The organism is Mucilaginibacter lappiensis (assembly GCF_900155965.1).
Taxonomy (GTDB): Bacteria; Bacteroidota; Bacteroidia; order Sphingobacteriales; family Sphingobacteriaceae; genus Mucilaginibacter; species Mucilaginibacter lappiensis.
Genome location: NZ_FTMG01000002.1, coordinates 641639 through 664052, shown reverse-complemented (window position 1 = coordinate 664052; position 22414 = coordinate 641639). Strand labels below are relative to the sequence as shown.

At 41.8% G+C, this 22414-nt stretch carries 17 protein-coding genes; 3 read left to right on the top strand and 14 right to left on the bottom strand.

Annotated features, from left to right (window positions below; genetic code table 11):
* Window positions 1-49 precede the first annotated feature (49 nt).
* From BW976_RS06965 to BW976_RS06955, 3 genes are all read right to left on the bottom strand, one after another.
* Complete coding sequence (locus BW976_RS06965; protein ID WP_076371751.1) at window positions 50-2446, bottom strand: ABC transporter permease; 2397 nt, start codon at window positions 2444-2446, stop codon at window positions 50-52.
* Window positions 2447-2536: 90 nt separating this feature from the next.
* Window positions 2537-4840 (bottom strand): ABC transporter permease, encoded by a 2304-nt coding sequence (locus BW976_RS06960; RefSeq protein ID WP_217696211.1) that lies wholly within the window; start codon window positions 4838-4840, stop codon window positions 2537-2539.
* Window positions 4841-5014: 174 nt separating this feature from the next.
* A complete protein-coding gene (locus BW976_RS06955; protein WP_076371747.1) occupies window positions 5015-7387 on the bottom strand; it encodes an ABC transporter permease in 2373 nt (790 codons plus the stop codon).
* A gap of 301 nt (window positions 7388-7688) precedes the next feature.
* Here BW976_RS06955 and BW976_RS06950 point away from each other — a divergent pair, with 301 nt between their 5' ends.
* The gene (locus BW976_RS06950; RefSeq protein ID WP_084192090.1) at window positions 7689-10190 is read left to right on the top strand and encodes a M1 family metallopeptidase; all 2502 of its coding nucleotides are present in this window, start codon (window positions 7689-7691) and stop codon (window positions 10188-10190) included.
* Between the two features lie 65 nt (window positions 10191-10255).
* On the opposite strand, the gene BW976_RS06945 is transcribed toward BW976_RS06950, so the two are convergent.
* The 10 genes from BW976_RS06945 to BW976_RS06900 form a co-directional block, all read right to left on the bottom strand.
* Entirely contained in the window at window positions 10256-10765 is a 510-nt protein-coding gene (locus BW976_RS06945) for a lipocalin family protein (RefSeq protein ID WP_076371745.1), read from the bottom strand.
* Window positions 10766-10870: 105 nt separating this feature from the next.
* Entirely contained in the window at window positions 10871-11575 is a 705-nt protein-coding gene (gene pyrH, locus BW976_RS06940; protein ID WP_076371743.1) for a UMP kinase, read from the bottom strand.
* Between the two features lie 252 nt (window positions 11576-11827).
* Window positions 11828-12937: an N-acetylglucosamine-6-phosphate deacetylase gene (nagA, locus tag BW976_RS06935; RefSeq protein ID WP_076371923.1), complete on the bottom strand. Its 1110-nt coding sequence runs from the start codon at window positions 12935-12937 to the stop codon at window positions 11828-11830.
* A 189-nt stretch (window positions 12938-13126) separates the two neighbouring features.
* Window positions 13127-13978 carry a translation elongation factor Ts gene (tsf, locus tag BW976_RS06930; protein WP_076371741.1) on the bottom strand — a complete coding sequence of 284 codons (852 nt, stop codon included), beginning with the start codon at window positions 13976-13978 and terminating at the stop codon, window positions 13127-13129.
* A gap of 224 nt (window positions 13979-14202) precedes the next feature.
* Window positions 14203-15063, bottom strand: coding sequence for a 30S ribosomal protein S2 (gene rpsB / locus BW976_RS06925; RefSeq protein WP_076371739.1), 861 nt, complete (start codon window positions 15061-15063; stop codon window positions 14203-14205).
* A gap of 18 nt (window positions 15064-15081) precedes the next feature.
* On the bottom strand, window positions 15082-15468 hold the full coding sequence (rpsI, locus tag BW976_RS06920) for a 30S ribosomal protein S9 (RefSeq protein WP_076371737.1): 387 nt from the start codon (window positions 15466-15468) through the stop codon (window positions 15082-15084).
* Window positions 15469-15494: 26 nt separating this feature from the next.
* Window positions 15495-15932: a 50S ribosomal protein L13 gene (gene rplM, locus BW976_RS06915; RefSeq protein WP_076371735.1), complete on the bottom strand. Its 438-nt coding sequence runs from the start codon at window positions 15930-15932 to the stop codon at window positions 15495-15497.
* An 845-nt stretch (window positions 15933-16777) separates the two neighbouring features.
* Window positions 16778-17551 (bottom strand): ABC transporter permease, encoded by a 774-nt coding sequence (locus BW976_RS06910; RefSeq protein WP_076371732.1) that lies wholly within the window; start codon window positions 17549-17551, stop codon window positions 16778-16780.
* Between the two features lies 1 nt (window position 17552).
* Window positions 17553-18311 carry an ABC transporter ATP-binding protein gene (locus BW976_RS06905; protein ID WP_076371730.1) on the bottom strand — a complete coding sequence of 253 codons (759 nt, stop codon included), beginning with the start codon at window positions 18309-18311 and terminating at the stop codon, window positions 17553-17555.
* 11 nt (window positions 18312-18322) lie between these two features.
* Entirely contained in the window at window positions 18323-19261 is a 939-nt protein-coding gene (locus BW976_RS06900) for a pentapeptide repeat-containing protein (protein ID WP_076371728.1), read from the bottom strand.
* Between the two features lie 622 nt (window positions 19262-19883).
* Between BW976_RS06900 and BW976_RS06895 the strand changes: the two genes are divergently transcribed.
* On the top strand, window positions 19884-21170 hold the full coding sequence (locus BW976_RS06895; RefSeq protein ID WP_139332222.1) for a BamA/TamA family outer membrane protein: 1287 nt from the start codon (window positions 19884-19886) through the stop codon (window positions 21168-21170).
* Between the two features lie 334 nt (window positions 21171-21504).
* On the opposite strand, the gene BW976_RS06890 is transcribed toward BW976_RS06895, so the two are convergent.
* A complete protein-coding gene (locus tag BW976_RS06890; RefSeq protein ID WP_076371724.1) occupies window positions 21505-21915 on the bottom strand; it encodes an SPW repeat domain-containing protein in 411 nt (136 codons plus the stop codon).
* 312 nt (window positions 21916-22227) lie between these two features.
* Between BW976_RS06890 and BW976_RS29265 the strand changes: the two genes are divergently transcribed.
* Window positions 22228-22365, top strand: coding sequence for a hypothetical protein (locus tag BW976_RS29265; RefSeq protein WP_175614058.1), 138 nt, complete (start codon window positions 22228-22230; stop codon window positions 22363-22365).
* The last annotated feature ends 49 nt before the right edge of the window (window positions 22366-22414 follow it).

The following is a 22414-nucleotide window of genomic DNA, read 5'->3' as shown; positions in this document are numbered from 1 at the left end:
AAAACTAATTTCTAAATCCGAATTCGAACATCCGAACTCCGAAATCCCCTTACTCGCTTCTTAAACTCTTAACCGGGTTGGCCAACGCCGCTTTAATGGCCTGAAAACTTACCGTAGCCAATGTTATTACGATAGCGCCCGCTGCCGATACGCCAAATATCCACCATGAAATTTCCGACCGGTAGGTATAGCCCTGCAGCCAGCCATTCATAAAATAATAGGCTACCGGCGATGCGATCACGAAGGATATAATAACCAGTATTACAAAATCTGTTGATAACAAGCGCCAAAGGTTAAATACCGATGCTCCTAAAACTTTACGGACACCTATTTCTTTAACCCGCTGCTCGGCCATAAATGTAGCCATGCCAAACAGACCTAAACAGCTAATGAATATAGCCAGGAAGGCAAAAAAGCTGGATAGCTTGCCTATCCGTGTTTCTTCATCAAATTTTTTGGAATATTCTTCATCGGCAAACTTATAATCAAACGGCACTGCAGGCGCGTATTTTTGGTAGATGGCTGCAATCTTTTCAAGGGATTCATGCGGACTGGATTTTGGCCCCATCTTTATTGATATCACGCCTACAGGATTTTTATCCAAATAAAAAAATGTTTGTTTAACCGGCTCATAAGGTGAACTCATCAGCATATCTTTAATAATACCGATTACCCGGTATTGTCTGCCGTTTGATGTTATAATTTCACCAATGGGGCTTTTAAAGTTCATGAATTTTGCCGCGGCCTCATTGATAATGATCCCCGATGAATCTGTTAAAAGCGCTTTTGAAAAATCGCGTCCCTCCTTAAACTGCCAACCCACGGTTTTGCCAAAATCATCGGTTATGCCAACAACGGCAAAATCATCCAGCATACCCGGGGGTTTCCCTCGCCAGTCAAACCCGCTGGTATTATTCCACACACCGGTAACCGGGCTGTCAGATTCCGAAGTTTGCAGCGCCGCTCCTGATTTGATGATCTCATCCCTAAATGCGGCGTAATGATTATGTATATCCGTTGTTTTTTCAAATACATATATCAGTCCATCGCGGTTATAACCTATTGGCCTGTTTTTGGCAAACTGTATTTGCCTGAAAACGATAATAGTACCTATAATAAGCGTAACCGAAACCGTAAACTGTAGTACCACCAATACTTTGCGGGGTATAGCCGCTAGCCGGCCAACTTTAAATGTACCCTTTAGTACTTTGATAGGTTTAAATGATGAGAGGTAAAGTGCCGGATAACTGCCGGCGATAATACCTGATACGAGGCTGAACAAAAGGCCCAGTAGCCAAAACCAGGGGTTGCTCCATAATATGCCCATCTTTTTATCAGCCACGCTATTAAACCAGGGCAGGGCCAGCATTACCAGTACAATGGAAAGAATAAATGCAAAAGCAACGATCAGCATCGACTCCATAAAAAACTGCCAGATGAGTTGTACGCGCTGCGAGCCTATAGCCTTACGGATGCCTACTTCCTTAGCCCGTTTTTCGGAACGGGCCGTGCTCAAGTTCATAAAATTGATACAGGCCAATAGCAATACAAACACGCCAATAATGCCAAACATCCAAACAAATTGTATACTACCTCCAGTGTTGATCCCGTTTTTAAACTCTGAATATAAATGCCATTTGTACATGGGGTGTAAAAAAACAACGGGTTTAAAATCCGCCCCCAGTTTATCGCCCTGGGCGGCTATGTTGATCAGTTTAATATCTTTGATCTTAGCTGATACTTTTTGCCAATCGGCATTTGGAGCCAGTTGTGCAAATATCTGCCATGAATTACTACCCCAGCGGGTAGCCGCGTTTTTAAGCCAAGGCATGGAGGCCATATACAGATCCCACGGAGCAAAAAAAGTAACATCCTTAAACTGCGTATTGTTAGGCATATCCTCATAAACACCGGTTACTTTAACCACCCACTGGTTATCTATCTTGAGGGTTTTATCGATAGGATCGGCAGCTCCGAAAAGTGTTTTGGCTAGTGAGGCATTGATCATGATAGATGAAGGATCCTTTAATCCGTCTCGCGTTCCCTTAACCATTTTGAGCGTGAGCATACCAGGCAATTCAGCTTGCACATAATTACCCAGCCGTGTAATTTTTTTATCCCCATAAGTGATAATATGTTCCATTGTCCATGTGGACAGGGTTACATATTTAAAATCACTTTTATATGATTCACGCAGCTTTAGGCCCAAAGGAATAGGCATAGCCGTTTGGCTGCCCACATTACCGTTAAAGGTTTGGTGCTGCCAAACCTGTACAAGCCTGTCATAATTAGTAAAGTATTTATTATAGGAGAGCTCATCCCAGATCCATAAACTGATGAGCATTACTACTGCCATGCCAACCGACAAGCCCGCTATATTAATAAAACTGTGAACCTTATTTTTAATCAGGTTTCTCCAGGCGATCTTTAAATAGTTTTTGATCATGATTTGTCAATTTAGCTTAAAGCTAAAGGCCTAAAGCTTTTTGCATATCCAATTTATTGCTTTCAGCTTTATGCCTTCCGCTTTAGTATATCATTCGCTCCTTAAACTCTTCACGGGATTAATCAACGCGGCCCTGGCAGCCTGAAAGCTTACAGTTGCCAGCGCTATCAATACAATTAAACTTCCCGAAAGGGCAAAAATCCACCATTGTATCTCTGTATGAAAAGCAAAGCCTTGCAGCCATTTATTCATAGCGTACCAGGCTATAGGCGACGCAATGAGCAAGGCCACAATAACCAATACCAAAAACTCTGAAGACAGCAGTTTAAAAAGTGAGCTTACACTGGCGCCTAATATTTTACGGATACCTATTTCCTTGATACGCTGCTCGGCAGTAAACATGGCCAAACCAAGTAGGCCCAGGCACGAAATAAAAATGGCCAAAAGCGCGAATACGTTAGCCAACTTTCCTACAATCTGTTCGCTTTGATAAAGGCTCAGATATTCTGCATCAGAAAAAGAATAGTTAAATGGAAATGCCGGGTTAATTTGCTTGCTCAAGGTTTCCAGGCTGGCTAATGCCTCTTTGGTTTTACCAGGCTCGGTGCGAATCAGTATACTACCATAGGCTTGCTTTTCCTGATGCCAAAAAATTAATGGTAAAATAGGCTCACGCATAGAATTAAGATGAAAATCTTTTACCACGCCTATGATTTTGCCTTTTCGATCCCAAAGAGATAAAGGTTGCCCGATGGGGTTTGTGTATCCCATTCTTTTCAGTGCGGTTTCATTGATAACATAACCTGCCGAATCTGTAGGGAAATCTTTGGAAAAATCGCGCCCGGCCAGCAGGCTTAATTTCAGCGTTTTTATTAAATCATACCCTATTGCAGTTTGTACAAATCTAATGCTGTTGTTGGGGTCTTTGCCGGTCCACTCCACATCAGTTGTACCATTATCAATAATGGTGGGGCTTGAACCTGATACAGATACCGATTGTATCCCCGGCATTTTTAAAGCTTCGGCCTTAAAAACTTCATACTTTGATTGAAGCTCCCCTTCTACCGGTACATAGATTAGGTTTTCGCGGTCATAACCCAGGTTTCTGGATTGGATAAAATTCATTTGCCGGGCAACAATAATAGTTCCGATGATCATGACTATGGATAGTACAAACTGAAATACTACCAGCCCTTTACGAAACAACGTTGTACCCGAATCTAACTTCAGGGTACCTTTTAAAACTTTAACCGGGTTAAATGAGGAAAGAAACAAGGCGGGGTAGCTACCCGCTACCAAACCGGTTACCAGCGTGATGGCTACCAGCTTCAGCCAAAAATCAACCTGGTCAAATGGTAGTTCAATCTGCTTCTGGGTAATCTGGTTAAACAAAGGCAACAGCAACACTAATAACGCTAAGGAAACAATAACAGCTAATGACGTTACCATTAACGATTCACCGATAAACTGTTTAATCAACACCGAACGTACCGCACCAACAACTTTACGCACGCCTATTTCCCGAGCCCGTTTAACAGACCGCGCGGTGGTGAGGTTCATGAAGTTTATACAGGCTATCAATAAAATAAAAACAGCTATTATGCTAAACAGGCGCACATATTCAATACGTCCATCCATAAACTTAGTCCCCGCAAAGTTACCATGCAGATATTTTTGAGCAAATGGCTGCATATCAAGCTCCATGGTAAAAACGCCTTTTTTCTGACCGGTACTGTAATTATCTAAAAAGTGGGTTATCTTTTTTTCAAACTGCACCGGGTTTGCGTCTGCGCGTAGCATTATGGCGGTGCGCGGCCAGTTGTTGTCCCATTGCTTTGCTCCTGGATTTTCGATCAGGAAAGCATTCCAGTTAATAAGATATTCGAATTTTTCGAGGGTATTATCAGGGAGATCTTCAAACACGCCACTGATGGTAAAATCCTTTTTATTTTCAAAACGGATGGTTTTACCAATAGCCGCCTCCGGACTGCCAAAAAAGGCTATAGCCATTTTGCGCGATACGACTAAGTTTTGTAGCGAACTTAATGCGGTTTGTGCATCGCCCTGCAAAAGCGGATAGCTGAACATTTTAAAAAAGTCGGCATCGGCGGCTCCGCCTCTATATTTTAATATCTTATTCTGAGCCATGAAGGTATTATTCTCATTATATACCCCATTTACAGCATACTCTACCTCGGGGAATACCTTTTTCATCTCAGCTGCCAGTACCCCGGGTGTGTTATATTGCCCAGAAATTTTATGGTCAAAATACCGGCGCTCATACACATTATACAAGCGCGACTTATTTTTATGAAAGCCATCAACGCTTAACTCATTTTGCACCCATAGCATAATAAGCAGGCTGCAAGCCAAACCAACCGATAGGCCTGCCATATTTATAAAAGTATGCGCCTTGTTCTTTATTAAGTTACGCCATGCGGTTTTGAAATAGTTCTTTAACATAAACCCCTCCTAACCTCCCCTTTGGGGAGGAATTATATTTATTTGTTTATAATTTATTTGCCTCAAACTACCCCTCCCTCTCCTTTGGAGTAGGCCGGGGTGAGGTTATTCGCTTCTTAAACTTTTAATCGGTTTAATTAAAGCGGCTTTAACTGCCTGGAAACTTACCGTTACCGTAGCTATTAAAATAATGATCATTCCCGACAAGGCAAACATCCACCATTGCAGGGAGGTGCGGTAGGCAAAGCCCTGCAACCAGCGGTTCATAGCATACCACGATACCGGCAGGGCAATCATTAAAGCGATGATCACCAACACTAAAAATTCTGATGATAACAAGGAGAATAATGAGCCCAAACTTGCCCCTAATACTTTACGGATACCTATTTCTTTGATCCGCTGTTCGGCCGTAAACATGGCCAAGCCTAACAAACCAAGGCACGAAATAAATATGGCCAGGAAAGCAAACGCGTTTGATAATTTGGTTACGATCTGCTCGTTTTGATATAGTTTTAAGTACTCCTGATCAGAGAAAGTGTAAGTAAATGGAAATGCCGGATTAATTTGCTTACACAGCGTTTCTAAACTGGCAAGTGCCTGTTTGGTCTTGCCCGGCTCTGTTCTGATCAATAAACTTCCATACCCTTCCTGTTCACCCAACCTGATGATCAGTGGCATAATCTGCTCATGCATGGAGTTAAAATGAAAATCTTTTATCAGACCGATGATCTTGCCTTTCTTGCCCCACTGTGTGAGCGGTTGCCCGATAGGAGCCTTATACCCTATTCTTTTTAAAGCCGCTTCATTTACCATATACCCTACCGAGTCTGTTACGAAAGCTTTTGAAAAATCGCGTCCGGCCAATACCTTTAATTTCATAGTTTTTACAAAATCGTATCCTACAGAAATCTGTGTAAACTGAATATTGACATTAGGATTTTTACCAATCCATTGAACCCCTCCGGTACTGTTCTCGATAATTGTTGGCGTATTACTTACGCGGGTAACTGATTCTATGCCGGGCATGCCTACTACCTCATCCTTAAAAGTGCTGTATTTGGGTATTAACTCGCCATTTATTGGCAGGTAGATCAGGTTTTCGCGGTCGTAACCCAGGTTTGTTGACTGCACATAAGCCATTTGCCGGGATATAATAATGGTAGCTGTTATCAGGATAACCGACAAGGCAAACTGAAATATAACCAAACCCTTACGGAACAGGGTAGTCCCTGTATCTAATTTCATAGTTCCTTTTAAAACCTTAACCGGATTAAAGGATGATAAAAATAAAGCAGGGTAACTGCCGGATATTAAACCGGTAATAAGGGTAATACCCGCCAGTTTTACCCAAAAACCAACCTGGTTAAAGGGCAGTTCGATCTCTTTTCGGGTAATCTGGTTAAACACCGGCAGCAGCAATACCAACAAGACCAGCGATACTACTACCGCCAGCGAAGTGATCAGTAACGACTCGCCGATAAATTGCTTTATTAAAACAGAACGTACCGCTCCTACTACCTTACGCACACCTATTTCACGGGCGCGTTTAACTGAACGTGCAGTGGTCAAATTCATAAAATTGATACAAGCTATCAGCAAAATAAAAATAGCCACAATGGTAAACAGGTGTACATATTCAATGCGGCCACCTTCAATTTTACCATTAACAAAGTTGTTGTGAAGGTACAAATCGCCAAAGCGTTGTATGCCTATCTCTATGGTAAAGGTGCCTTTCTTTTGATCTTTGTTTAAGTTATCTAAAAAATGAGTTAACTTTTTTTCAACCGATGCGGGGTTGGCATCAGCGCGCAGCATAATAACAGTAGCCGGCCAGTTATTTCCCCAGTCTTTAACCTGACCATTAGCATCCACAAAGTGATACCAGTTCATCAGATAATCATACTTTTGCGATGAATTTTTAGGCATATCCTCAAATACTGCGGTAACTTTAAAATCCTTTTTATTTTCAAAACGGATGGTTTTACCAATAGCTGCCTGCGGACTACCAAAAAAACTCTGTGCCATTTTACGGGAAATGGCCATACTTACCGGCGAATTTAAAGCGGTTTGCGCAGTACCCTGTAATAATGAGAAGCTGAACATTTTAAGGTAGTCATCTCCTACATCGGTACCGGTCATTTTCAATATTTTATCTCCAGCCTGGAAGGTACTTTCGCCTCCGTAGGAGTTACCTGTAGCATATTCAATTTCAGGAATTTGTTTTTTTAACTCCTCGGCTAATAAACCCGGCGTATTATATTGCCCTTGTATTTTATTATCAAAATACTGCCGTTCATATATCGAGTACAAACGATCACCATTTTTGTGAAACGCATCAACGCTCAACTCATTTTGAACCCATAGCATAATAAGCAGGCTGCAAGCCAAACCAACCGACAGGCCTGCCATATTTATAAAAGTATGCGCCTTGTTCTTTATTAAATTACGCCATGCTATTTTTAAATAGTTTTTGATCATACTAAAAATTTATTAGACATTAAAGTCGCAGAAGATATAGGCTAAAATATTGTGCCACTTATTTAAACAGCTTAAAATCAATAAATTACATAATAAAATCACCACATACTGTTCGAATCCGTACAGGCGGTGTTCGCTTTTATACGGTACATATTAAAATAAATTTTATCTATCGTAACATATAGTATACCTAAAACGTCATAGCTACTTAAAGTTAATCTGCTTAAACCAAGGGCCCGTCAATTGATAATTACTCCCTTATTTTATACTTTATTTGAAGACAAAATACTAATATTGTTATATGACTGATCTGAAACCAATTTCAACGCTGTTGTTATCGTGTGCGTTAACGGCAGCCCTTACCTCATCGTACGCGCAACAAGCGCCGAAACCGGACGATCCGGAAATGAAAATTTACCGTGCTGTACCCACCAAGATTAACGATCTGATACACACCAAACTCGATGTGCGTTTTGATTATAAGAAACGTTACCTGTACGGCAAAGAGTGGGTTACTTTAAAACCCCATTTTTACCCAACCGACACCTTACGGCTTGATGCCAAAGGCATGGATCTTAAAAATATATCGGTGGTAAAAAACGGTAAGAACATACCTTTGAAATTCACCTACAAGGATAGCCTGTCGGTAGCTATACAACTGGATAAAGTTTACCATAACAACGAAAGCTATACCATCTATATTGACTACACCGCTAAGCCAAATGAACTAAAATCAAAAGGCAGTGCCGCTATAAATGATGCTAAGGGTCTATATTTTATCAACCCTGATGGTACCGAAAAGGATAAACCAACACAGGTTTGGACACAAGGCGAAACCGAAAGCTCATCGGCCTGGTTCCCAACCATTGACAAGCCAAGCCAAAAAACTACCGAAGAGATCACCATGACGGTTCCTTCTAAGTACGTTACGCTATCCAACGGAAAACTGGTATCGCAAAAAACCAATGCCGATGGTACCCGTACCGATTACTGGAAAATGGACCTGCCGCACTCGCCATATCTGTTCATGATGGCCGTTGGCGATTTCAAGATTTACAAAGACAAATGGCGCGATAAAGAGGTAAACTATTACCTGGAACCTAAATACGCTCCTTACGCTAAAGAGATATTCGGATTTACACCAGAGGTGATCGAGTTTTATTCTAAAACTTTGGGTGTTGATTATCCATGGAACAAATACGCGCAGATTGTAGTGCGCGATTATGTAAGCGGCGCTATGGAAAATACTACCGCCACTTTACACGGTGAATATGTACAAGGCACTCACCGCGAGCTGATTGATGCCTATTACAACAATGGCCGCAGCACTATTGTGCATGAGCTGTTTCACCAGTGGTTTGGCGATTATGTAACCGCCGAGAGCTGGAGCAACCTTACCGTAAATGAGTCATTTGCCGACTTTAGCGAAACTCTTTGGGCCGAGCATAAATACGGCAAGGATGTGGGCGACGAGCATAATCATGACGCTTTGCTTAACTACTTAAGAACGCCTGATGCCAAAGTTAAAAACCTGGTACGTTTTTATTATGACGATAAGGAAGATGTTTTTGACGTAGTTACCTATCAAAAAGGCGGTCGTATTTTAAATATGCTGCGTAACTATTTAGGCGATGCCGCGTTTTTTAAAGGACTGGGTATCTATCTGAAAACAAATGCTTTCAAAAATGGCGAAGCCCAGCAATTACGCCTGGCGCTGGAAGAAGCCAGTGGTTTAGATCTGAACTGGTACTTTAACCAATGGTATTATGGTGCAGGTCACCCCATTTTAAACATCAGCTATAAATGGGATGATGCTACCAAAACCCAAACTATTTACCTGCAGCAAAACCAGGATGGCCAAACCTTTAAATTGCCTTTTGCTATTGATATATATGCAGGTGGTAAAAAAGAGCGCCATAAAGTTTGGATGAATGATAAGGCCGATACTTTAACTTTCCACGTAGCTACCAAACCCGATCTGGTAAATGTGGACGGTGATAAAATTTTACTGGCTAAAAAAACCGATAATAAAAGCATAGAGGAGTTCTCGTTCCAGTACTTTAATGCACCATTGTATATGGACAGGTACGAGGCTATTGAAGCTGCTGCTGCCAATCAAAAAGAAAAAGCCAATCAAAAAATCATCATTGCTGCTTTAAAAGATAAATACTATGGCCTGCGTATCAAAGCCATCAAGGCGTTAAACCTTACCAATGAGGATATCCGCACCGCGGCACAGCCTATATTGGCCTCACTGGCTCAAACCGATGATAATACATTAGCCAAAGCTGCGGCCATTACTGCTTTAGGTAAATTTAAGGCTTCGGGCAATTTAACATTGTTTAAACAAGCCCTCAACAGTGAATCATACGCGGTGCAGGGAGCGGCTTTGGAAGCGATTGGACAGATAGATGCTCCCGAGGCATTAAAGCAAGCCAAAGCCTTCGAAAAGGACAATAAAGGCGCTTTAACAACCTCTATATTTAATTTGTATGCCACAAAAGGCGGAACAGCCGAGTGGCCGTACATATATGATACCTTTAAAAATGGTGGTGCACAAAATAAGTTCAATGGCGTCAGGGCATTTGCCGATATGACCGGAAGGATCGAAAAACCAGAATATGCCCAACAGGGTATAGCCGAGCTTAAAGATTTTGGTATCAAATACAAAATGTATGGAGCCGACAAATTTGTAGGTACTTTAATGCAAACCATCAAAACACAACGTACCCAGTTAAATGATACTGCCTCAGCCACCGCCGCAGAGAATGTAGCTAAGGAATTTGGTGCCGACGTTAAATAATTTTACTGCAATTTACAGCAAAGGCCGCTATTTTATGGCGGCCTTTTTCATTTGGGCATCAATAGTTAATTGGCTTTGTGTTGTTGCGAAACCAATTTTTCGACCGGGTAACCCATGGCTTTACAACGGGCTACGATCTCATTATATTCAGTTTGGGGAATAGTGGGTTTGCGGCTCATGATAAAAAGAAACTTATGATCAGGGTGACCAACCACGGTCCACGAGTAATCATCCGCCAGCTCAATTACCCAATAATCCACCTTGATAGGCCATATGAACTGGGCCTTCATTTCTGCGTTGTTCCTGTTTTTGTCCGGAAAAAGTTTTGATTTATAGGTGTGCAAATCATTATCATCACCTTTTTTGGCAATGGTTACCACATTATAGTAACCATCTTTATTGAGGGTATAGGTAGTGGTGGTTTCCCGCGTGCCTTTATCAAACATCGTAGGTATCGAGTATAAAGAATACCATTTGCCCGAAAACCGGTCCAGATCAACCTTATTTACCGGCTTATTGGCTGTACTCCACAATAAGGTAAATAATAAAACAACTACCGAGTATACTGCTTTCATGCTAAAAAAATAAAACCCTGTTATTCACCAATTACGGAATAACAGGGTTCTGAGTTTTTTACGAACAATATAAACTGCGCGTTAAATTAAAACCTGCAGGAATAATTAGTGTACCAGGGTACCTACGGCTTCTCCCTGGGCTATTTTCATGAAGTTACCGGATTGGTTCATATCAAATACAATAATCGGTAGTTTATTCTCACGGCAAAGAGTTATCGCGGTCATATCCATCACGTTCAGACCTTTGTCATAAACCTCCTGGAACGATATTTCGTCGTAACGTACAGCCTCGGGATCCTTCTCCGGATCGGCAGTATAAATACCGTCAACGCGCGTACCTTTCAGTACCACATCGGCTTTAATTTCAATAGCACGTAGTGAAGCTGCTGTATCAGTAGTAAAATATGGGTTACCGGTACCAGCACCAAATATCACAATTTTGCCCACCTCTAAATGGTGCATGGCACGGCGGCGGATATAAGGCTCGCAGATCTGCTCCATTTTAATGGCCGATTGCAGACGTGTTTCCACGCCAATGCTTTCCAGTGCATTTTGCAGCGCCATACAGTTAATTACTGTGGCCAACATCCCCATATAATCGGCCTGGGCACGTTCCATACCCGATTTCTCGGCACTTAATCCCCTGAAAATATTACCGCCACCAACAACAATCGCAATTTCAATACCTGCATCATATACGTTTTTAATGTCATGAGCATATTGCAATACCTGGGTGTTATCAATACCGTATTGCCTTGCGCCCATCAGCGATTCGCCCGAAAGTTTGAGTAAGATTCTTTTGTACTTCATCTGGTGTGGTTTGTTATGAATAGAAATAGATGTAATAGAAATAGACAGAACTTGCTTGCGTTGATATCATGTGAATTGATAAAGCTCTGTTCATATAATGGGTAGTTCGGCAAAAATAACGAATAAAAGCCAGTGTTAAAATTTTATGTTGTCTTTGTTAAAAAAATGGGCACTAATTCACGCCAATTAAAACGAATTCCACGAATTGCTTTCCTAATTTGTGAAATTCGCAAAAATTAGAACTAATTAGTGTTATAAAAATTCCCCCTTCAATATGGTGCTCTTTACCTCAAAATCAGCATTAAAAACAACCAGATCAGCATCAAAGTTTTTCTCAATTCTACCTTTTTTGGTCTGTTTGGCTAATTGCGCCGGATACAAAGACGCCATGTTTACTGCTTCGGCCAAATCAATACCTACCTTTTTTACGCAGTTTTCAACTGCTTTAAGCATAGTTAAAGTAGAGCCAGACAAGGTACCATCGGGCATCGTATACCTATCGCCTCTTAATTCATGCTGATAGGCCCCTTCTTTGGTAGAGGTAACAGCATCGGTAATTAAATAAAGCTTATCGCCCAGTTCGCGTTTGGCCAAACGGATCATGGCAAAATCAACGTGGATGCCATCGGCTACCACGCTGGTATATGGCCGCTCTTCAAAAATAGCGGGGATATAACCCGGTTCGCGGTGGTGCATTTGCGGCATAGCGTTAAACAGGTGGGTTACCGCCTGTACTGGCTTGTTTAAAAACGATTTCCCTTCGGTATAAGTAGCATTGCTGTGCCCTGATGAAATAATAACACCCTGGTTAAACAGGTAATCAATCACTTCCTGATCTTGCAGCTCGGGTGCTATGGTGATCATTTTTATCACACCATCCGCACGCTCCATCCAACTCTTTACTTCCGCCAGGGTAGCTTTTTTGATAAATTTTTCGGGATGCGCCCCGCGTTTGGCTGGGTTTAGGTATGGCCCTTCCAGGTGCAGGCCCCAAAAAGCACCCTTACTTTGTGCCCGGTATATTTTGGCGGCATCAATTCCGGCTTCCACAATAGCATTGGTATTGGTGCCTATGGTTGCAAACACGCCAACGGTTCCCTGGTTTAGTAGGTCATTTTCCAATTGGGCAAGCGCTTCAACGGTTGGTTTACCGGCAAATAGTTGTCCACCGCTGCCGTATATCTGTAGATCAATAAAACCGGGCGCAAGGTAGTAACCCTGCAGATCCTTTTTTACAGCATCCTGCGGGATAGCCGTATCGGCAATTACATCAATGATCTGATCACCGGAAATTAAAACGGCTTTGCTTTCGGTGATCTGACCGTCAGAAATCAATTTAAGATTGTGAAGCGCTGTTATCATAAAGCCCCCTTTAAATGGCGCAGCCTTCATGAATACCCATGAAAACAGACACCGTGAATAATCTCCCCCGGAAGGGGAGACTTCTGTTGTTTGTTAATCCCCTTTTACAATAAAGCCCTCCCTACCGGGGATGGTTGGGTGGGGCTGACAAAAAAAATCCCCCTCGTTAAAACGAGGGGGATAAAATATTTAAGCTCCTAAAGCTACTCGCTTAAAGGCGGTTACTGTAAGCCCCTTTTCAACAGTGCTCAGGAATTGAGCAACGCTTTTCGAAGAATCTTTTACAAACTCCTGGTTTAACAGGGTTGAGTCTTTGTAGAATTTGTTCAGCTTACCTAAAGAGATTTTTTCAACCATTTCTTCTGGTTTGCCTTCTGCACGGATCTGATCTTTAGCGATCTCTAATTCGCGCTCAACAGTAGTAGCATCTACACCGTCTTTATCAACTGCAATTGGGTTCATGGCAGCAATTTGCATCGCTACGTCTCTACCTGCTTCGTCAGCACCAGCCGGGTTAGCATTTAAAGCAACCAATACACCTAAACGGTAGTTGCCGTGGATGTAAGCGATAATTTTTTCGCCGGTGATCACTTCATATTTAGATACACCAATCTTTTCACCGATTTTACCGGTTTTGTCGATAACAGCTTCACCGATAGTAGTGGTAGCAGCATCAACATCGATAGAAAGTGCATAAAGCTCTTCGATAGTTTTTGGCTGGTTTTCAACTGCTTTATTTGCAATTTCATTTGCAAAAGCAATAAACTCAGCATTTTTAGCCACGAAATCAGTTTCGCAGTTAAGTTCAATGATCACACCAGTTTTACCATCAGCAGAAGTGCGTGAAATAACAACACCTTCGTTTGATTCTCTGTCCTGACGGCTTGCTGCAACTTTAGCACCCTTTTTTCTTAAAAAATCGATAGCTGCTTCAAAATCACCGTTAGTTTCGGTTAATGCTTTTTTGCAATCCATCATACCGGCACCAGTTTGCTGGCGCAGTTTATTTACGTCGGCTGCAGATATTTGTACTGTAGACATGTTTTTTGAATTTTAAGTTTTATGTTATCGGTTGTGAGTTTAGGCTCAAAATTAGTTGGCCTGTATAACCTGCAACTATTTTTAATATTAAAACTATGGGCCGTATGTTGTAATTAAAAGAATGAACTTATAATCCCGCGGCCCATAAAAGTTAAAAAGTCGTAAGTATGAAGTCCAAAGTCTAAATACTTCAGACTCGCGACTCCGTACTTACGACTTAAATATTACTCTTCTGTTTCGGCAGCAGGAGCTTCGGCTTCAGTATCGGCCACAACGTCTGCTACTTCAGCAGTTTTGCGGGTCCTTTTACCACCTTCAGCTCTGTCAGCTACTTCAGGAGCATCAGCTTTTGCTTTAGCAACAGCTGCTTCTTTTTCTGCTTCGTCTTCTTTTTCGCGTTTGCGCTCATCTAAACCTTCTTCGATAGCTTTGATGATAATGCTGGTGATCAATGAAATTGATTTGGTAGCATCGTCATTCGCAGGGATCGGGAAATCGATGTTTGAAGGATCAGAGTTGGTATCAACCATAGCAAATGTAGGGATGTTCAACTTTAATGCTTCAGAAACCGCAATGTGCTCTTTCTTAACGTCGATCAGGAATAATGCTGCAGGTAAACGGTTCAAATCAGAGATACCACCTAAAAGGGTTTCTAATTTGATACGCTCACGCTGAATCATCAGACGTTCTTTTTTAGAAAGGTTGCTGTAAGTACCGTCTTTAGTCAATTTATCGATGTTTGACATCTTTTTGATCGACTTACGTACGGTTGCAAAGTTAGTTAACATACCACCTAACCAACGCTCGGTGATGTATGGCATGTTTACGCTTTTTGCATAATCGGCAACAATATCTTTCGCTTGTTTCTTTGTAGCTACGAATAATACCTTACGGCCTGATTTTACAATTTGTTTTATAGCTGCAGCAGCTTCTTCAACCTTAGTTAAGGTTTTATTTAAATCGATAATGTGGATACCGTTGCGCTCCATGAAAATGTACTGTGACATTTTCGGATCCCATTTACGGGTAAGGTGACCAAAGTGTACACCTGCATCCAGTAAATCCTGATATGTTGTTCTTGCCATTTTGTTGTCCTCCTTTGATTAACGTTTACTGAATTGGAATCTCTTACGTGCTTTCTTACGACCTGGTTTTTTACGCTCAACCATACGGTCATCACGTGTCATAATACCTTTAGCGCGTAGTGAAGGTTTCTTTTCAGGATCAAGTTCAACAATGGCTTTCGCAATAGCTAAACGAACGGCTTCTGCCTGTCCTTTAATACCACCACCTGCAACATTTACTTTAACATCAAATTTTCCGGTTGAACCAGAAACCTCAGTGCTCTGAGTAACGATGTATTGTAATGGCAATGTTGGGAAGTACTCTTTGTAATCTTTACCGTTTACGATGATCGCACCATTTCCTTCTGAAAGGTAGATGCGGGCAACGGCTGTTTTTCTTCTGCCTGAAGTGTTAGTTGTTGGCATTTTTTTTCTCCTTTAAAAATAAAAAGTTAAATGGTTGTTGGGTTTTGTGCTGCATGAGGATGCTCAGAACCTGCATATACATACAGATTACCAAATAATGCTTTACCCAAACGACTTTTAGGTAACATACCACGCACCGCTTTTTCAATTACGCGTGTTGGATGTTTTGCCATTAACTCCTTAGGAGAAATGAAACGCTGACCACCTGGATAACCAGTGTAAGAAACATATTGCTTTGCGCTGAATTTGTTTCCGGTCAACTTTACCTTGTCTGCATTGATAACTATTACATTATCACCGCAGTCTACGTTCGGGGTGAAATCTGGCTTGGTTTTTCCACGGATGATCATGGCGATCTTCGTAGACAAGCGCCCCAAAATCTCGCCTTGTGCGTCAACAACAACCCATTGTTTGTTAACGGTTTTTTTGTTGGCTGAGACAGTTTTGTAACTTAACGTATTCACTTGCTTTAAATTAAATTGTTTAAACGTTTATTATACCCCGCATTTTCGGGACTGCAAAGATACAGCTATTTATGTTATTTACAAATGGTTTTGAGGAAAATATTGCTATGAAAAATGAAGCACTGTCTGAACCTTGATTAACTCCGTTGAGGGCTACGCCGTTTTTAGGATTTAAAGATTAGCATGATTAATCTTTTTTTGAAGACTATATGGGTACCAGAGAGCATTTTTTTTCAAAAAATCCTAATCCGCAAAAAGAATCCGAAATCGAACATCCGAACTCCAAAATCAGAATTAATGGCGTTGCCTGCGGCCCGGGCTATAATTATTGAATTAGTGATTTAGTGAATTATTGACCAAACACAAGAATTCTTTTTCCCCGTCAGCAGCAGCTTCGGGCCAAAGAAGACAGAATTTGGTGACCTGTGTTGTGGCAGGGGGGCATTAGCAAACCTTGCCGAAGCGTTGGAATTGAGCGAACAAAGTGGGGGTGAGGTTTAGCAGCCCGTGATTCGGGCTGATTTGCAGGGCATTTGCTAAAAGCCTTTTTGGGTACTTTTGTCGCCACATGCGGCGAAGCCTTCTTGAGTACCTTAAAAAATAAACAACAACGAAAAACGTAAAGGCCCTCCCGCGGCCAAGAGCGGGTATACGCCTCGCAAATCGAAGAATAGATCCTTCGTTCCTCAGGATGACAAATTTAAAGAGATTGCTTCGTTCCTCGCGATGACGCGTGAAAAGGAGGCGCGCAGATGAAGTCCTGACTACGTCGCCGTATTTAGGATCACATGTTAAAAAATTCTTTCTAAGGATATTCCCTGTGGCCCTATCAGTAAAAACAATCTTTACAACCGTTTTCTATACACACGCATAGCACAGAGATAAGCGCAAAACATAATTGTAATGCACCATGCCAGGGCCACCCATATCTGGTTGCCTACCGGCTTATTATAAAGCAGTGCACGGATAGTTTCAACTATTGGTGTCACCGGCTGATGCTCGGCAAAGGCTTTAACACCTGCTGGCATCGATTTGGTAGGTACAAATGCCGAACTGATTAATGGCAGGAAATGAATGGGGTAGGCTATTACTCCCGCACCATCCACCGATTTTGCCGCTAACCCGGCAATCGCCGCGATCCAGGTGAGCGTTAGTGTAAACAGTGCCAGTATTCCGGCTATAGCAAGCCATGACAGCATACCTGCTGATGAGCGAAATCCCATTAAAAACGCCACGAAAATGATCACCACAAGCGAGATCGCATTGGATACAAGCGAGGTGAGCATGTGCCCCCACAGTGGGGCCGACCGCGCGATCGGCATGGAGTGGAAGCGCTCGAATATGCCCCGTTGTTTATCTAAAAACAAGCGGTAAGACACATAGCCTGCACTGTTTGCAATGGCAACCAGCAATATGCCGGGCAACAGGTAATTCACATATTTATCCGTACCGGTTTTAATAGCGCCACCTAATACGTAAACAAACAAAAGCATCATGGCGATAGGCATAATGGTAACCGTGATGATGGTGTCCAGGCTGCGGAAAACATGACGCATGGAACGGATGAGCATAACACCCATGTCCATGAAAAAGTAGTTCCTCATCTTAATCGTTTCCATTTTATTTATCCTCCTTTTTATTAATGATTTTAAGAAATATATCCTCCAGCGTCGGTTGTTTTTCAACGTATTCAACCTTTGCCGGTGGGAAAAGCTTTTTCAGTTCGGCAAGGGTGCCACTTACAATAATCTCACCCTCGTGAAGAATGGCAATCCGGTCGGCCAGTTGTTCGGCCTCCTCCAAATACTGCGTTGTCAGGAATACCGTTGTACCACTGCCGGCCAGTTCCTTAATAATTTTCCAGACTTCAATACGTCCCTCAGGGTCAAGACCGGTGGTTGGCTCATCCAGGAAAATAATCTGCGGCTTTCCTATAAGACTCATGGCGATATCGAGCCTGCGGCGCATACCTCCAGAATAGGTGGAAGCTCTACGATCAGCCGCATCGCTTAACCCGAAACGTTGCAGCAAATCGTCAGTCACCTCGCGCGGATGGCTTAGATGTCGTAACCGGGCAATCATGACCAGGTTTTCCCGGCCGGTCAAAACTTCATCCACGGCAGCAAATTGCCCGGTCAGACTGATCGATTGCCGCACGTTGCTGGGCTTTGAAGCTACATCAAATCCATTTACGGTAACCTGTCCCCCGTCTTTCTTCAGCAGCGTGGTAAGGATCTTAACAATGGTGGTTTTCCCTGCACCGTTGGTACCCAGCAGGGCAAAAATATTGCCCTTTTCCACCTCAAAATCTACATTTTTTAGGACATAGAGCTGCCTATAGGACTTTTGCAGCCCTTTCACTTGAATTGCATTCTGCATATAATTCTCTTTTAAATAAATGTAACTTTCGACAGATCAGCCCCCAGCCCTTTGAGTGTCGCATAGGTTAACTTATCCATCATTGCATCGTCGAAACGGATGGTTTTTATGGCACGGTAATATCTGTTGGTGAGCGCATATGGCGACCGAAACGACACGCTTTTTAGTGTCGCGCCATTAAAACTAACGTCGGTCAACGCGGAATTGTGGAATTTAACGCCGGTAAAAACCTGTTTATCAAGGCACAGCCCGCTTAAATCCGAGTAATTAAAATCTACACCGTCAAAAACACAATTTTCAAATAGCGTTTGCCTGAGGTCTGTTTTGGTTAGCTTTACATCAATCAGTTTAGCATTGCTAAATTTTGCACCGGTTAATGCCGACCTGCTGAATTCTGTCCGCACCAGGATAGTTTTATTAAAGTGTGCCTCTGTAAGGTCGTTTACAGATAGTGTGCAATCCGTCAGATTCGCCTCTTCAAAATTGGCCTCACGAATATCACTGCCGCTAAATGAGCTGCCGGTCAAATCAGCTCTTGCAAAGTCAGAACCACGTAGCGCGCTCCCGTTAAATTTGCTGTTATGCGCTTTAACACCCGCAAAGTCACTCTTTACCAAATCGCTCCCACTAAAATTCGTCAGCAATTGTAGTTCTCCAGGGGCGGATGGGTCAGTTAACTCTTGTCTTGTTTGATCCACTTCACCGTTAGCCGTTACCTTATAAAGCGTTACATCTTCTGGGGGCTGCTGATTTTCTGAAAAATAGTTAAGATCAACGCCCAGGATTTTTGCCAGTTGATTTAAAGTTATAATGTCTGGCAGCGACTCTCCCCGTTCCCATTTACCAACCGCTTGCGGACTTACAAATACATGCGCGGCAAGTCCGGCTTGCGACATGTTGATTTTTTTCCGTGCCCCGGCAATTTTGTTACCGATCATTTTTGTGTCCATATACTAATCTTTTGTTTTAGTCTTTCGACATAGCAAAGGTAATCAGCATCTTAGCCAGATTTTGCACAAAGCCCGATCATATTAGTTGTAAACCCGCTACTTATGGTTGCTTTTCAACAACCAACGGTAGTATATAACGCATTCAAATGTTTCGGCTTACAAATTGAACAAAATCACACCAAACACCTTACTTTATGAGATGCCGAAACAAGTTTGGTATAAGGTTGGCTATTCTCCCAAAATTTTCGTACATTTATATCATTACCAGCCCGGTTAGCGTCCTACAAGCTAACCGGGCTGTTTTGTTAAAACCAAACCAAGGCCCCAAACCGCCCAATTTCAATATAGTTATTTGACAATCAGAAAATTAATACTTTTTAAAGTTTTAAAAACCACTTAAAACTGCGTTAAAATTTGTTAAAAAGTGTTAAAATCGATGTTTTTCGAACGTTTTTGAACTGTTTTTACGTTGTTTTTGCGCCGAAAAATGTTAAAATCAAAGGTTTAAAAAGTTTTGGCGCTCCGGTTGTCATTAAAAATTTAACAATCAATTATCCGGGGTAGTATTTTAATCCTACTTATATAATTCTATATTAGCTGAACTCTAAATAATTAAATCTAATTGACCCCGTTGATTTGTCGCTACGCGTTTGCCTTATGCCTGATGATCCTGAGCGCGAACATCCTGTTGGCACAAACAGGTACCATCACCGCCGATTCCCTGGAAAAGCAAAGGGATGCCAATGGTTTCTTGAGTTCATTTTTCAGCGGCAAAAGCTCCAATGTAGATACCGGCAAAAAAAAGAAGCCCTCTACCTGGTCGGTATTGCCATCGGCAGCCTATAATCCCAGCGTTGGTTTTGCCATAGGGGCTATCACTTCAGGGGGTAAGTATTTTGGCAATCCCGAAAATACCACCATGTCGGTAATTAACGCGGGAGCGTATATCTCTACCAATAAGCTCTCTACGTTTGAGTTTAAGCACAACGCGTTTTCGTCCGAAAACATATGGAACCTTCAGGGTGGTGTGCAAATTGGCAAAACTATAGCTAAAGATAACGGCCTGGGTACCGGGCGCCGCAGCTTTGGTGAAGGCGATTTTCATGTGGGCGGCCAGCATTATGAGAACAATCCAGACGAGTATCCGGTTAGGTATGTATATATTAAAATTAATGAGCGTATATATCGTAAACTGGCCAATCATATTTATGCTGGCGCCGGTCTTAGTTTTAACTTTTACAGCCATATTGATGATGACCGTAAAAACATACCAATAACAGCTACCCATAATTTCAGGTATAGCATAAAAAATGGCTATTCGCCGAATGCATACGCGGCCAATGGCGTGCTAATAAATTTTCAGTTTAATAACCGCGACCAGCCTAACCGCCCGTTTAAAGGCATTTATGCCGATGTTATTTTAAAGGAGAATGAAACCTGGCTGGGAAGCGACCGCAAAGCCTTGCAACTAAAAGTTGAATTCCGGAAATACTGGAGCCTGTCTGACAGCAACCCGGAAAAGGTTTTGGCCTTTTGGCATTGGGCCAGTTACCTGCTTAGCGGCTCCTTACCCTATCTTGATCTGCCAGGTACAGGCAGCGATGCTTATGGCCGTATCGGTCGAGCTTTTATCACAGGGCGTTTTAAAGGTTACTCATTTGTATATAATGAGGCGGAGTATCGCTTTCCCATCACTGATAATAAACTGCTTAGTGGCGTTACTTTTGTCAACATCGAATCGGCCGATAATCATCGGGACATTAAACTGTTGAGCCATTGGGAACCCGGTGCTGGTGTGGGCTTGCGATTATTGTTTAACAAATATACCCGATCCAATCTTTGTATCGATTATGGCAGGGGCAGCTATGGGTCAAGCGGTTTTTTCCTGGGGCTTAATGAGGTATTTTAACAATTAAAGACGCTCGTTTTTGGCACCCGAATCAGGTAAAACAAAAGAGATTGTATCATCAATCAAATTGACCACCCTTGGTTATGTCACCTATGTATTGAAATTTAGCCGATAATATTTATACAAAAGTGGGTTTACACTTTTTTTGAATAAAAATACACAACTATTTGATTATCAAATGTATAAACCAATATTAACCGTAAATTGTGTAAACCATGTAAACCCACTTTTGTTAATGAGGTCAATCCAACCCAAGACTATATTGATCAAATAAAAAAAGAGGCTGATCATTATTTATGATACAGCCTCTTTTGTTTTATATTTTAAATTTTGCTTACTCCTCGCGTAGTGTAGCCAAGCCACCATCATGATGGTGAACCGGTGGAGTTGAAAACCTTGAGCCTTTGGTAAAAGCACCAAAGATAACCAATAAGCCGCCCATAATAACCTGTGGCCAAAATGTTACGTGAGCGTAATCATATATCCATGGTGAACAAAACAGGAATGAACCTGAAAGCACATCCAAAAAGAAATGCATTTGTAAAGGAAACTGTTTAAGGAAACCAAACTGATGGTTGCTAAAAATCGCCATTATCAGCTGAAACCATCCAATGATCATAGGCAAAAATAAAGCCGCGCCTATTTTATGACCTTGAAAACCAAATAACCATGGTGAAGCAATCAGTACTATAGCGATCACGTAGTTAAAAGCAGCATAAAGTGTTGGTGAAATAAAACTTTTCATTTTAAGCGAATTGTATAATTTATCTGTATAAATATATGTGTATCAAAAATTGTTTCAAAGCTAAACAATTATACAGGCATTTGGTATTAAAATGTGCATAATATAAAAGCTACTATTAAATTAAATACGCTACCTTTAATCGGTTGCTATAAAAACGGTCAAAGATATAGCGTTTTTAAATTAAAGCAACCTTTTTCTTCTCTAAACCGGGCATCAACTGAATTGGCCCGGAAAATATTGCAGGCAATATATACTTAGTAACAGGTGCAAATATCATCATCCTGTTATCATTAACATTTAAAACATAAAACTATGAGCAAGGACAGGCAAGCCGTTAAGGAAAAAAAGAAACCCGCGGCCGAAGGCAGCAAAAAAGCCCCTTCAGATTATCAATCGGGTAAAAAAGATGTGGTAAAACCTATTGGAGAAGCCGCGAAAAAGAAAAAATAACGTCAGTAAACAAAAAACCTTTCATAGTATACATGAAAGGTTTTTAAGG

Excerpts from the sequence above, each read along its gene's own strand:
- BW976_RS06960 (WP_217696211.1), bottom strand. The coding sequence starts at position 4,840 with ATGGCAGGCCTATCGGTTGGTTTGGCTTGCAGCCTGCTTATTATGCTA.
- pyrH (WP_076371743.1), bottom strand. The coding sequence starts at position 11,575 with ATGAAGTACAAAAGAATCTTACTCAAACTTTCGGGCGAATCGCTGATG.
- BW976_RS06905 (WP_076371730.1), bottom strand. The coding sequence starts at position 18,311 with ATGCAGAATGCAATTCAAGTGAAAGGGCTGCAAAAGTCCTATAGGCAG.
- rpsI (WP_076371737.1), bottom strand. The coding sequence starts at position 15,468 with ATGCCAACAACTAACACTTCAGGCAGAAGAAAAACAGCCGTTGCCCGC.
- BW976_RS06900 (WP_076371728.1), bottom strand. The coding sequence starts at position 19,261 with ATGGACACAAAAATGATCGGTAACAAAATTGCCGGGGCACGGAAAAAA.
- BW976_RS06890 (WP_076371724.1), bottom strand. The coding sequence starts at position 21,915 with ATGAAAAGTTTTATTTCACCAACACTTTATGCTGCTTTTAACTACGTG.
- BW976_RS06950 (WP_084192090.1), top strand. The coding sequence starts at position 7,689 with ATGACTGATCTGAAACCAATTTCAACGCTGTTGTTATCGTGTGCGTTA.
- BW976_RS06945 (WP_076371745.1), bottom strand. The coding sequence starts at position 10,765 with ATGAAAGCAGTATACTCGGTAGTTGTTTTATTATTTACCTTATTGTGG.
- BW976_RS06955 (WP_076371747.1), bottom strand. The coding sequence starts at position 7,387 with ATGATCAAAAACTATTTAAAAATAGCATGGCGTAATTTAATAAAGAAC.
- BW976_RS06965 (WP_076371751.1), bottom strand. The coding sequence starts at position 2,446 with ATGATCAAAAACTATTTAAAGATCGCCTGGAGAAACCTGATTAAAAAT.
- rpsB (WP_076371739.1), bottom strand. The coding sequence starts at position 15,063 with ATGGCAAGAACAACATATCAGGATTTACTGGATGCAGGTGTACACTTT.
- tsf (WP_076371741.1), bottom strand. The coding sequence starts at position 13,978 with ATGTCTACAGTACAAATATCTGCAGCCGACGTAAATAAACTGCGCCAG.
- nagA (WP_076371923.1), bottom strand. The coding sequence starts at position 12,937 with ATGATAACAGCGCTTCACAATCTTAAATTGATTTCTGACGGTCAGATC.
- BW976_RS06910 (WP_076371732.1), bottom strand. The coding sequence starts at position 17,551 with ATGGAAACGATTAAGATGAGGAACTACTTTTTCATGGACATGGGTGTT.
- BW976_RS29265 (WP_175614058.1), top strand. The coding sequence starts at position 22,228 with ATGAGCAAGGACAGGCAAGCCGTTAAGGAAAAAAAGAAACCCGCGGCC.